General features: G+C 63.9%; 12 protein-coding genes. 4 read left to right on the top strand and 8 right to left on the bottom strand.

The genetic code is table 11. The features are described from left to right. Positions 1-45: 45 nt before the first annotated feature. The 3 genes from AC1RDS_RS16575 (at position 46) to AC1RDS_RS16565 (ending at position 1,148) form a co-directional block, all read left to right on the top strand. Positions 46-426, top strand: coding sequence for a rhodanese-like domain-containing protein (locus tag AC1RDS_RS16575; protein ID WP_348683801.1), 381 nt, complete (start codon positions 46-48; stop codon positions 424-426). 87 nt (positions 427-513) lie between these two features. Beyond that, positions 514-705, top strand: coding sequence for a YgaP family membrane protein (locus tag AC1RDS_RS16570; RefSeq protein WP_287877828.1), 192 nt, complete (start codon positions 514-516; stop codon positions 703-705). An 86-nt stretch (positions 706-791) separates the two neighbouring features. Further along, complete coding sequence (locus tag AC1RDS_RS16565; RefSeq protein ID WP_287877830.1) at positions 792-1,148, top strand: carboxymuconolactone decarboxylase family protein; 357 nt, start codon at positions 792-794, stop codon at positions 1,146-1,148. Between the two features lie 39 nt (positions 1,149-1,187). On the opposite strand, the gene bioB is transcribed toward AC1RDS_RS16565, so the two are convergent. From bioB to scpA, 7 genes are all read right to left on the bottom strand, one after another. Then, positions 1,188-2,255 carry a biotin synthase BioB gene (gene bioB, locus AC1RDS_RS16560; RefSeq protein WP_287877832.1) on the bottom strand — a complete coding sequence of 356 codons (1,068 nt, stop codon included), beginning with the start codon at positions 2,253-2,255 and terminating at the stop codon, positions 1,188-1,190. Positions 2,256-2,350: 95 nt separating this feature from the next. Beyond that, on the bottom strand, positions 2,351-2,560 hold the full coding sequence (locus AC1RDS_RS16555; protein WP_492227189.1) for a hypothetical protein: 210 nt from the start codon (positions 2,558-2,560) through the stop codon (positions 2,351-2,353). Positions 2,561-2,630: 70 nt separating this feature from the next. Beyond that, a complete protein-coding gene (locus AC1RDS_RS16550) occupies positions 2,631-3,107 on the bottom strand; it encodes a VOC family protein (RefSeq protein ID WP_092698996.1) in 477 nt (158 codons plus the stop codon). A gap of 71 nt (positions 3,108-3,178) precedes the next feature. Next, positions 3,179-5,233, bottom strand: a complete 2,055-nt coding sequence (locus AC1RDS_RS16545) for an acetyl-CoA carboxylase biotin carboxylase subunit (protein WP_092698994.1) — start codon at positions 5,231-5,233, stop codon at positions 3,179-3,181. 27 nt (positions 5,234-5,260) lie between these two features. After that, positions 5,261-6,793, bottom strand: coding sequence for an acyl-CoA carboxylase subunit beta (locus AC1RDS_RS16540; RefSeq protein ID WP_287877837.1), 1,533 nt, complete (start codon positions 6,791-6,793; stop codon positions 5,261-5,263). 29 nt (positions 6,794-6,822) lie between these two features. After that, positions 6,823-7,854, bottom strand: coding sequence for a methylmalonyl Co-A mutase-associated GTPase MeaB (gene meaB, locus AC1RDS_RS16535; protein ID WP_287877839.1), 1,032 nt, complete (start codon positions 7,852-7,854; stop codon positions 6,823-6,825). After that, positions 7,851-10,019, bottom strand: coding sequence for a methylmalonyl-CoA mutase (gene scpA / locus AC1RDS_RS16530; RefSeq protein WP_287877841.1), 2,169 nt, complete (start codon positions 10,017-10,019; stop codon positions 7,851-7,853). The genes meaB and scpA overlap by 4 nt, the downstream gene beginning before the upstream one ends. Before the next feature lie 120 nt (positions 10,020-10,139). On the opposite strand from scpA, the gene AC1RDS_RS16525 reads away from it, so the two are divergent. After that, complete coding sequence (locus AC1RDS_RS16525) at positions 10,140-10,775, top strand: GntR family transcriptional regulator (protein ID WP_092698986.1); 636 nt, start codon at positions 10,140-10,142, stop codon at positions 10,773-10,775. Between the two features lie 33 nt (positions 10,776-10,808). On the opposite strand, the gene AC1RDS_RS16520 is transcribed toward AC1RDS_RS16525, so the two are convergent. Further along, positions 10,809-12,143: a ferredoxin reductase family protein gene (locus tag AC1RDS_RS16520; protein ID WP_287877843.1), complete on the bottom strand. Its 1,335-nt coding sequence runs from the start codon at positions 12,141-12,143 to the stop codon at positions 10,809-10,811. Positions 12,144-12,341: the final 198 nt, after the last annotated feature.

Here is a 12,341-nt window from a genome sequence, read left to right as displayed (position 1 = left end):
TTTACTATTTTCCTTTTCAACTCCCATGCACTACAAGGAACTGCCATGAAAACCGCCCACGACCTGGTGACCGCAGCCAAGACCCGCGTCCAGGAAATCTCCATGGACCAGGCCGAGCAGGCCATCCGCAACGCCGACGTGCTGATCGACGTACGCGAGGCCGACGAATTCCAGGCCGGGCATCTGCCTGGCGCCATCCATGCCTCGCGCGGCATGCTGGAGTTCAAGCTCAGCAGCACGCCGGCGCTCACATCGCGCGATCTCAAGGTGGTGCTGTATTGCAAGACCAGTGGCCGCGCTGCGCTGGCCGCATGCGCCATGCAGGACATGGGTTATCTGCAGGTGCAGTCGATTGCCGGCGGGTTTGATGCCTGGCTGGCCGCTGGCAAACCCGTGGTGAAGCCCGTGACACCCTCGTTCGAGTAACCCGGTGAAGCGGTTTTTCGCCGCGTCGCCTTTTCGCAAAACGGCCCGCAGAGGGGGCTGCAGCAACCCCAAGCAAAGGAAAAAATCATGAAGATCAACGTTGGAAGCCTTGACCGCGTCTTGCGCATCGTGGCCGGCCTGGTGCTGATCGCCCTGGCAGCCACCGGCACCGTTGGCTGGTGGGGCTGGCTGGGCGTGGTGCTCCTGGCCACCGGCCTGTTCCGTTTCTGCCCTGCCTACACCCTGCTGGGCACCAACACCTGTCCCGTGAAGAAATAACAGCGCGGACACAGCACAGGGGCAAGGCCCCGGCAGCGCTGTTTCCGATCCGTGGGCATTGCCCCTTTTTTGATGGAAATTCCTTCATGAGCACGTTTGACCATGCCGGCCTGATACACAACATCAATGAAAACCTGGCACCCTTCCGCAAGGACCAGCCCGACGCCATGCGCGGGTTTGCGCAGCTGGCGCAGGCCTCCATGGCCGAAGGCGCGATCAGCGCCAAACACAAGGAACTGATCGCCCTGGCCATTGGCGTGAGCCAGCATTGCTCGGGCTGCATCGGCTTTCATGTCAAAGCCCTGCTCAAGCTGGGCGCCACACGCGCCGAACTTGAAGAGATGCTGGCCGTGAGTGTTTACATGGGCGGCGGTCCGTCGCTGATGTACGCCGCCGAAGCCCTCAAGGCCTGGGACACCATGGCCGAAGGCCATGCCGCCTGAGTGCGCAGATGCTCGCGCATCGCGATGGGTGCGCGGGGTTCAGGCGCAAGCGCCCTGGGGTTGCGCATGTGCCCGCAGGTCATCCGTCTCGGTGGTGGTGGTGCGGTGGCCATTCAGGCCCAGCTTGGCCAGCAGTTGCACATCGGCATCCACATCGGGGTTGCCCGTCACCAGTAGCTTGTCGCCATAAAAAATCGAGTTCGCCCCGGCCATGAAACACAGGGCCTGCACGGCTTCACCCATCTGCTGGCGTCCCGCCGACAGGCGCACGCGCGCCTTGGGCATGGTGATGCGGGCCACGGCAATCACGCGCACGAAGTCGAACGGATCGACGGGCTCGCTGTCGGCCAGCGGCGTACCGGGCACGCGCACCAGGCTGTTGATCGGCACTGATTCGGGGTACGGCTGCAGGTTGGCCAGCTGCGCAATCAGCCCTGCGCGGTGCACCGGCGCCTCGCCCATGCCCACAATGCCGCCACAGCACACGCTGATGCCCGCGCTGCGCACATGCTGCAGGGTATCGAGCCGGTCCTGGTAGGCGCGGGTGCTGACCACGTCGGTGTAGTACTCGGGGGCGGTATCGAGGTTGTGGTTGTAATAATCGAGCCCCGCATCCTTGAGCGCCTGCGCCTGGTGCGATTCGAGCATGCCCAGCGTGGCGCAGGTCTGCAGGCCCAGGCCCTTCACGGCGCCGATCAGGGCGCTGACTTTTTCAATATCGCGGTCCTTGGGCGCACGCCAAGCGGCGCCCATGCAAAAGCGCGTGGCGCCTGCATCCTTGGCGGCCTGGGCAGCGCGCACCACTTCGTCCACTTCCATCAGCTTCTCGGCCTTCACGCCGGTATCGAACTCGGCGGCCTGCGGGCAGTAGCCGCAGTTTTCGGGACAGCCACCGGTTTTCACCGACAGCAGCGTCGCCAGTTCGATGTCGCCCGCGGGCCAGTGCTGGCGGTGCACCGTCTGCGCCTCAAACAGCAAGTCCATCAAGGGCTTGTCAAGCAGGTCCTGGATGGCATCGACCGTCCAGGGGCCCTGGGCTGCAGCAGGGACTACGCGGCGGTGCAGCTGCAGGGGCTGGCTGGTGGAGGTGTTGGCGGTTGAGGGCATGTAGGGTCTTTCAGGGGCGAGGCAAATCAATGCGCGCGAAGAAGAAAAAATGTCTGCCAGTACCACTGGCATAACGGGCTTGGCTTGGGCGGACTTTACTTGGGCTGGCTGGGCTGGCTGGGCTGGTCGGGCGAGGCGGGAATGAAGCCCAGGGCTTTCAATTCTTCGTCGCTCAGCTCCAGCTCGGTCAATTCGGGCTGGCGTGGCTCGACCCCGCGGCGCCGCTCATAGCTGGTCGGTGGGCCTTGCTCTTGCTGCCTTCTGTCTTGTCCGCTGCGTCGGTCGATATTCTGCCGTCGATCCATTTTCCCAATCCATCCAAAGGTGTTTCACGAACCCGGGCACATGCGCTCGGCAGTGCTGCCGGGCCATACCTTAACCCAGTACGGTAATCACATCCGCCGGCGCCTGCACCAGCTCGATCAGCACACCCTCACCCGCAATCGGGAACTCGTCGTTGCTCTTGGGGTGCAAAAAACAGATGTCGTAGCCTGCCGCGCCCTTGCGCACGCCACCTGGCGCAAAGCGCACGCCCTGCGCGGTGAGCCACTCGACGGCGGCAGCCAGGTCGTCGATCCACAGGCCGATGTGGTTGAGCGGCGTGGTGTGCACGGCGGGTTTCCTGTCGATATCGAGCGGCTGCATGATATCCACCTCGACCTTGAAAGCGCCCTGCCCCATGGCCAGGATATCTTCGTCCACGTTTTCGCGCTCGCTCTGGAAAGTGCCGGTCTGGGTGAGGCCCAGCATGTCCACCCAGAGGGTTTTCATGCGCTGCTTGTCGGTGCCGCCAATGGCGACCTGCTGGATGCCCAGCACCCTGAAGGGGCGGGGTGTGATTGTGCTTGCCATGGAGAAATGCCCTTGAATACTCTGTTTTTGATAGCTTTCAGCGCTTTCCCATCAAGCGCCAGCAGCATATTTCACTGAAACTCCAGGATCACCTGGTCCACCGCGAGCGACTCGCCCTTGCCCGCCATGATCTTGCCCACCACGCCATCCTGCGCGGCAAAGAGGATGTTCTCCATCTTCATGGCTTCGATTACGGCCAGCTTTTCGCCGGCCTGCACTTTCTGGCCCGGCTGCACCGCCACATCGACCAGCAGGCCAGGCATGGGCGAGAGCAGGAACCGGGACAGATCGGGCGGCGCCTTGAACGGCATGAGCTGGTGCAGCCGTGCGCCCAGCTGCGACAGCACCAGCGCTTCGATCTGCGTGCCATTGTGTGCAATGCGCAGCGCCAGCGGGTTCTTGCCCACACCACGCTCCACCTGGGCCGTGAAGCCCATGCCATTGCACTGGCCCTGAACGCGGATTTGCCCCAGGGTTGCCGTGCTGCTGATCTGATAGCTTTTACCGCCCACCGCAACTGCACTGGAGCGCAATTTGCCTTCCATTTCGAAGTCGGTCACCGCCACGTCGTGGTGCTGGTTCTGGCCCTCGGCACCCAGCGTCACCACCACAAACTCCTCACCCACCTTCACCTCGTGCCCGGCCAGCTGGCCGCTGATGCCCGAGGCGCGTGCACGGTAGCGGCGGTGCATGTAGGCGGCCAGCGCCACCAGGAACAGCGGGTCGCTGTGCGGCACGTCTTCGGCCGCAAAGCCCTTGCCGTAGTTTTCGGCGATGAAGCCGGTGTTGAAATCGCCCGTCACGAACTTCGGATGCGCCAGCAGCGCCGCCTGGAACGGAATGTTGCTGCTGATGCCCCGGATGACGAAGCCGTTGAGCGCGGCGCGCATCTTGGTGATGGCATCGTCGCGGTCGGTGCCATGCACGATGAGCTTGGCGATCATCGAGTCGTAATACATCGGGATCTCGCCGCCCTCGTACACGCCCGTGTCCACGCGCACGCCCAGCTTCTTGCTGGTGTCGGACTGGAACATGCTCTCTTCGGGTGGCTGAAAGCGCACCAGGCGGCCCGTGGACGGCAGGAAGTTGCGGAACGGGTCTTCGGCGTTGATGCGGCACTCGATGGCCCAGCCGTCGCGCTTCACGTCGGCTTGCGTAAGGGGCAGCTTCTCGCCGGCGGCCACGCGGATCATCAGCTCCACCAGGTCCAGGCCGGTGATGCACTCCGTCACCGGGTGCTCCACCTGCAGGCGGGTGTTCATCTCCAGAAAATAGAAGTCCTGGTCCTTGCCGACCACGAACTCCACCGTGCCGGCGCTCTGGTACTTCACCGCCTTGGCCAGCTGCACGGCCTGCTCGCCCATGGCCTTGCGGGTGGCATCAGAGATGAAGGGTGACGGCGCCTCTTCGATCACCTTCTGGTGGCGGCGCTGGATGGAGCACTCGCGCTCGTTCAGGTAGATCACATTGCCGTGGCTGTCGCCCAGCACCTGGATCTCGATGTGGCGCGGCTCCTGCACGAATTTCTCGATGAAGATGCGGTCGTCGCCAAAGCTGTTGCGGGCTTCGTTCTGGCAGCTGGCAAAGCCTTCAAAGGCTTCCTTGTCATTGAACGCCACGCGCAAGCCCTTGCCGCCGCCGCCAGCGCTGGCCTTGATCATCACGGGGTAGCCAATGCCCTTGGCAATTTCCACCGCCTGCTCGGGGCCAGCAATCGCGTCGTTGTATCCAGGAATGGTGCTGACCTTGGCCTCGTTGGCGAGCTTCTTGGACGCGATCTTGTCGCCCATGGCGGCAATCGAATGCGCCTTGGGGCCGATGAAGGCAATGCCCTCGTCCTCGCAGCGCTTGGCAAAGGCTTCGTTTTCCGAGAGGAAGCCATAGCCAGGGTGCACGGCCTGCGCGCCGGTCTGCTTGCAGGCGGCAATGATCTTGTCGGCCAGCAGATACGACTCGCGGCTGGGCGCGGCACCGATGTGCACGGCCTCGTCGGCCAGCTTGACATGGCGCGCTTCCTTGTCGGCGTCGGAGTAGACGGCGACGGTGGCAATGCCCATTTTTTTTGCCGTAGCAATCACTCGGCATGCGATTTCGCCACGGTTGGCGATCAGAATTTTGGTGAACATGTGTGATCTCCTGGATTCTTGTTCTTCTTAGAGCGGAATGTTCCCGTGCTTGCGCCACGGATTTTCGAGTTTCTTGTCACGCAGCATGACCAGGCTGCGGCAAATGCGCTTGCGCGTCTCATGCGGCAGGATCACGTCGTCGATAAAGCCGCGCGCGCCGGCAACAAACGGGTTGGCAAAGCGCTCCTTGTATTCCGCCTCACGGGCGGCGAGCTTGACCGGGTCGTTCTTGTCCTCGCGGAAGATGATCTCCACCGCGCCCTTGGCGCCCATCACCGCAATCTCGGCGTTGGGCCAGGCGAAGTTGACGTCGCCACGCAGGTGCTTGGAGCTCATCACGTCGTACGCGCCGCCGTAGGCCTTGCGGGTGATGACGGTGATCTTGGGCACGGTGCACTCGGCGTACGCGTAGAGCAGCTTGGCGCCGTGCTTGATGATGCCGCCGTACTCCTGGCTGGTGCCGGGCATGAAGCCGGGCACGTCCACAAACGTGACGACCGGGATGTTGAAGGCGTCGCAGAAGCGCACAAAACGCGCGGCCTTGATGCTCGACTTGATATCCAGGCAGCCCGCCAGCACCAGCGGCTGGTTGGCCACGATGCCCACGGTCTGGCCTTCCATGCGGGCGAAACCGATGATGATGTTCTTGGCGTATTCGGGCTGCAGCTCGAAGAAGTCGCCGTCGTCCACCGTCTTGACGATCAGCTCCTTCATGTCGTAAGGCTTGTTGGCGTTGTCGGGCACCAGGGTGTCCAGGCTCAGGTCCATGCGGTCGGCCGGGTCGTTGCTGGGGCGCACCGGGGCCTTTTCGCGGTTGTTGAGCGGCAGGTAGTTGTACAGGCGGCGCAGCATCATCAGCGCCTCCACGTCGTTCTCGAACGCCATGTCGGCCACACCGCTCTTGGTGGTGTGCGTCACGGCGCCGCCCAGCTCTTCGGCCGTCACTTCTTCGTGGGTCACGGTCTTCACCACGTCGGGGCCGGTCACGAACATGTACGAGCTGTCTTTCACCATGAAGATGAAGTCCGTCATGGCGGGCGAGTACACGGCGCCGCCGGCGCTCGGGCCCATGATCATGCTGATCTGCGGAATCACGCCGCTGGCGAGCACGTTCTTCTGGAACACGTCGGCATAACCACCCAAGCTGGCCACGCCTTCCTGGATGCGCGCGCCGCCCGAGTCGTTGAGGCCGATGACTGGCGCGCCCACCTTCATGGCCTGGTCCATCACCTTGCAGATCTTCTCGGCGTGCGTTTCGGAGAGTGCCCCGCCGAACACGGTGAAGTCCTGGCTGAACACGAACACCAGGCGGCCGTTGATCATGCCGTAGCCCGTCACCACGCCATCGCCCGGAATCTTGTTGCCTTCCATGCCGAAATCGGTGCAGCGGTGCTCGACGAACATGTCCCATTCCTCGAACGTGCCGTCGTCCAGCAGCAGCTCGATGCGCTCGCGCGCTGTGAGCTTGCCCTTGGCGTGCTGCGCATCAATGCGCTTTTGCCCGCCGCCCAGTCGTGCCAGCGCACGCTTTTTCTCCAGTTGATCCAGGATGTCTTGCATGGTCGTCCTTTGGTGAATTCGGTTGTTTACTACTTATTTGAGGCCGCTGGCGCTTGTCCTGATTGCGCCAGCAGCAGATGCCTTGCCGCGGTGGAGGCCGCGATGCGCCCCGCTGCCACATCGGCCTGCAGCTGGGGCAGCAGCTCCTTGACCTGGGGGTGCTGGCGAAACGCGAGCTTGAGGCCGGCGTCGATGCGCTCCCACATCCAGGCCAGCGCCTGCTTTTCGCGCCGCGCGGCCAGGCGGCCGTTGGCGGTTTGCAGCTGGCGGAACTGCGTGACAGCGGCCCAGAAGGCGTCCACGCCCTGCCCCAGCAGCGCGCTGATCTGCACGACCCTGGGGTGCCACAGGGTTTCGTTGTGGTGGGCGTTTTCGGGGTTGCCGTGCTGGCCCAAGAGGCGCAGCGAAGACGTGATCTGCGCCTCGGCGCGCGTGGCGGCGTTCTTGTCGATGTCGGCCTTGTTGATGACCACCAGGTCGGCGATCTCCATCACGCCCTTCTTGATGGCCTGCAGGTCGTCGCCCGCGTTGGGCAGCTGCAGCAGCACGAACATGTCGGTCATGCCGTTCACCGCGATCTCGCTCTGGCCCACGCCCACGGTTTCGACAATCACCACGTCGTAGCCGGCCGCCTCGCAGACCAGCATGGCCTCGCGCGTTTTCTCGGCCACGCCGCCCAGCGTGCCGCTGCTGGGGCTGGGGCGGATGTAGGCGCGCTCGTCCATCGACAGGTGCTCCATGCGCGTCTTGTCGCCCAGGATGGAGCCGCCCGAGACGGTGCTGGACGGGTCGATGGTAAGCACCGCCACGCGATGGCCTTGCCCAATCAGGTACAGGCCCAGCGCTTCGATGAAGGTGGATTTGCCCACGCCGGGCACACCGCTGATGCCGAGGCGAAACGCCTTGCCGGTGTGGGGCAGCAGCTGCGTGAGCAGCGCGTCGCCCTGCGCGCGGTGGTCTGGCCGCGTGGATTCGAGCAGGGTGATGGCCTTAGACATGGCGCGGCGCTGCACCGCAGCCGTGCCATGCACCACTCCATCGAGAAGCGCCGCAGGGGTCACGCCACCGCCTTGCGAATCTGCTCCAGCACGTCCTTCGCGCTGGCCGGAATCGGTGTGCCAGGGCCGTAGATGCCCTTCACGCCCGCTTCGTACAGATGTTCATAGTCCTGGGCCGGAATCACCCCGCCCACAAACACGATGATGTCGTCGGCGCCCTGGTCCTTGAGCGACTGGATGATGGCGGGCACCAGCGTTTTGTGGCCGGCGGCCAGCGTGCTCACGCCCACGGCGTGCACGTCGTTTTCAATCGCCTGGCGGGCGCATTCCTCGGGCGTCTGAAACAGCGGGCCCATGTCCACGTCAAAGCCCAGGTCGGCAAAGGCCGTGGCCACCACCTTGGCGCCCCGGTCGTGGCCGTCCTGGCCCAGCTTGGCGATCATCACGCGCGGGCGGCGGCCTTCCTTCTCGGCGAACTCGTTGATTTCGGTCTTGAGTTTGTCCCAGCCTTCGGCCGAGTCGTAAGCGGCAGCGTACACACCGGTCACCTTTTGCGTATCGGCGCGGTGGCGCCCAAAAACCTTCTCCAGGGCATCGCTCACCTCGCCCACCGTGGCACGCAGGCGCACGGCCTGAATGGACAGATCGAGCAGGTTTCCCTCCCCGCTTTCGGCCGCAGAAGTGAGAGCATCCAGCGCTTGCTGCACCTTGGCAGCATCGCGATTTGCCTTGATTTTCTCCAGGCGGGCAATCTGGCCCTCGCGGACCTTCATGTTGTCGATCTGCAGGATATCGACCGGGTCTTCCTTGGCCAGCTTGTATTTGTTCACGCCGACGATCACGTCGCGGCCAGAGTCGATGCGCGCCTGCTTCTCGGCGGCGGCGGCCTCGATCTTGAGCTTGGCCCAGCCGCTGTCCACGGCCTGCGTCATGCCGCCCATGGCCTCGACTTCCTCGATGATCTTCCAGGCTGCGTCCATCATGTCCTGGGTCAGCTTTTCCATCATGTAGCTGCCGGCCCAGGGGTCGATCACGTTGGTGATGTGGGTTTCTTCCTGGATGATGAGCTGCGTATTGCGCGCGATGCGGGCCGAGAACTCGGTGGGCAGTGCAATGGCTTCATCGAGCGCGTTGGTGTGCAGGCTCTGCGTGCCGCCAAACACCGCCGCCATGGCCTCGATGGTGGTGCGCACCACGTTGTTGTAGGGGTCCTGCTCGGTGAGCGACCAGCCCGAGGTCTGGCAGTGCGTGCGCAGCATCAGGCTCTTGGGGTTCTTGGCGCCGGTTTCCTTCATGATGCGGCACCACAGCAGGCGCGCCGCGCGCATCTTGGCCACTTCGAGGTAGAAGTTCATGCCGATGGCCCAGAAGAAACTCAGGCGCCCGGCGAACTCGTCCACGTCCAGGCCCGAGGCGATGGCGGTCTTGACGTATTCCTTGCCGTCGGCCAGCGTGAAAGCGAGTTCGAGCGCCTGGTTGGCCCCGGCTTCCTGCATGTGGTAGCCCGAGATCGAGATCGAGTTGAACTTGGGCATGTTCCTGGCCGTGTAGCCAATGATGTCGCCGATGATGCGCATCGAGGGCTTGGGCGGGTAGATGTAGGTGTTGCGCACCATGAACTCTTTCAGAATGTCGTTCTGAATCGTTCCGCTCAGTTTGTCTTGCGAGACACCCTGCTCTTCCGCCGCCACCACGTAGCCCGCCAGCACGGGCAGCACGGCGCCGTTCATGGTCATGGAGACGCTCACCTTGTCCAGCGGGATCTGGTCGAACAGGATCTTCATGTCCTCGACCGAATCAATCGCCACGCCGGCCTTGCCCACGTCGCCGGTCACGCGCGGGTGATCACTGTCATAACCCCGGTGGGTGGCTAGGTCAAACGCGACCGACACGCCCTGGCCGCCAGCGGCCAGGGCCTTGCGGTAGAAGGCATTGGATTCTTCAGCGGTGGAAAAGCCCGCGTACTGGCGGATCGTCCAGGGGCGCACGGCATACATGGTGGCCTGCGGGCCGCGCAGATAGGGCTCAAAGCCGGGCAAGGTGTTGGCATACGGCAGGCCGGCCGTGTCTTCGGCGGTGTACAGCGGCTTGACGGTGATGCCATCGGGCGTGACCCAGTTCAGGGCATTCACATCGCCACCGGGGGCCGACTTTGCGGCGGCCTTGGCCCAGGCCTGCAGCGAAGCAGCGGCGAACTCGGACGCGTTGTTGTGGGGTTTGTCACTCATGGCGAAGGCTTCTCCGAAGATGGCGTTGGACGGTCTCAGGGCATGCCCCGATGTGGCGGCGAGTTTACATCATTCATAATTATTCATTCAAAATATTCTTGTCCGCTTACAATCCACCCCATGTCTGCCCTCACCCTCACGCCCCGCGCACTGTATGTTGAAGTGGCGGAGCAATTGCGCCAGCGCATCTTCCGCCGCGAGCTGGAGCCCGGCAGCTGGATCGACGAGCTCAAGATTGCCGAGGAATTTGGCATCAGCCGCACGCCGCTGCGCGAAGCGCTGAAGGTGCTGGCCGCCGAAGGCCTGGTCACGATGAAGGTGCGCCGTGGCGCCTATGTGACGGAGATGAGCGAAAAAGACCTGCGCGACGTGTACCACCTGCTCAGCCTGCTGGAGAGCGACGCGGCCGGCGTGGTGGCCACCACCGCCACCCCGGCACAACTGCAGGAGTTGCAGGATCTGCATGCCGAGCTAGAGGCCGCCGCCGGTGAGCGCGAGCGATTTTTTGCCGTGAACGAGCGCTTCCACATGCTGCTGCTGGAGCTGGCCGACAACCGCTGGCGCAGCCAGATGGTGGCCGACCTGCGCAAGGTGATGAAGCTCAACCGCCACAACTCGCTGCTCAAGCAGGGGCGCATCGAGGATTCGCTGAACGAGCACCGCGCCATCCTGGCCGCCATGGTGGCGCGCGATGCGCAGAAAACCATCCAGGCCATGCAGGCGCACTTTGCCCAGGGGCTGGAAGCCGCAGCCTGAGCATGGCCATCGCCGCGCCTGCAGAGGCGGGGGTCACCGCATCTGAAACAGCTCCTGGTGGAAGCGGGATTCGGGCAGACCCATGGCGATCAGGTCTTTTTTCAGCGACCGGCCGAAAGGCGCAGGGCCGCAAAACCAGACATCGGCATCGCGCCATTCGGGCACCAGCCCGGTCAGGCGCGCCGCGTTGAGCAGGCCGTCCCTCTCGCTCCACAGCACATGCAGGCGCACCCCGGCGGCCTCGGCATCGCGGGTCATCAGGCCGATGGCGTGATCGTCGTACACCGCCGTGGGGTGGAACAGGTCGATGCTTTTGCCATCGGGTTGTGCCGCCAGCGCCTTCATGCGGGCAATGAAGGGCGTGATGCCAATGCCGGCGCCCACCCAGATCTGCCGCTTGTGCGCGCCCTGAAAATTGAACTGGCCGTAAGGCCCTTCGATCTTGACCACGTCGCCGATGTGGAGCCGTTCGCTCAGCGTGCGGGTGTAGTCGCCCAGCGCCTTGATGATGAAGGTGATGTGCCCGTCGCCCGTCCAAGCCGATGAGATGGTGTAAGGGTGCGGCCCCTCGTCGTCGTGCAGGGTGACGAAGGCGAACTGGCCAGACTCGTGCCCCGCCCAGCGGCCTTTGCACAGAATGTCCACCGCCACCACGTTCAGCGATTCATGGCGCCGGATGGCGGCCACCTCGCCCACCACCTGCCGGCCCACCGCCACGCGCCGAAATAGTACCATCAGGGCCGCCACCGTGCCCGCGGCCATCAGCACCGCCATCACCGGGCCGAGCACGCCGCCCCAGTAGTCAAACTTGAGCAAGACCACCGAGTGCCACACCAGCGCCAGATAAGCCACGGCCAGCAGGCGGTGCGTCTTGAAGAAATACCGGCACGGAAACCGCTTGACCAGCGCCAACACCATCAGCAGCGCGGCCGCATAGAAGGCCCACTCGCCAATGCTCTCGGCCAGGCCGCGCTGGCTCAGAAAGAACTGCTGGATGGGCGCATCCAGCAGTTCGGGGCGCGGGCCGCGTCGGGGGCGCTGCAGCCAGCCCCAGCCCACGGCCCACTTGGTGCCCTGGGCCAGCAGCCAGTGGGCCACCGAAATCACCAGGCCCGAGATACCCAGCCACTTGTGCAGGCGGTACATCTTGTCCAGGCCGCCCAGGTAGGGCTCGAACACCACCGGGCGCACGGCCAGCACCATGGCCACACTCATGACACCAATGCCCAGCACCCCGCTGTACTGCATCAGTATCGCCCGCCAGGCGAAGAAATTGGCAGGCGCCGACCAGGTCATCAGTTCGGCCAACAGCCATAGCCCCGTCAGGATGCAAAGAAAGGCCCCGAAAAAGCGTTGAATATTGCGCATTGACCCTCTCCGAAATATGTTTTCACTGTAGGCGCTCTGCGTGAAGCGGTGTTGATGCAGACGTATCTACCCCGTAAATGCACGCACTGGGCACAGCCGCGCACCGGCAAGCTCTGGCCCGTGGCGCGCTACCCGCACCACGGTGGCGCACCGCGAAGCAGCCTCTGCACCGCAGTCGGTATGATGATTCGGGTTTTC

Source organism: Acidovorax sp. GW823-FHT02H02, from assembly GCF_058797075.1.
This window is presented reverse-complemented; position numbering and strand designations above follow the sequence as displayed.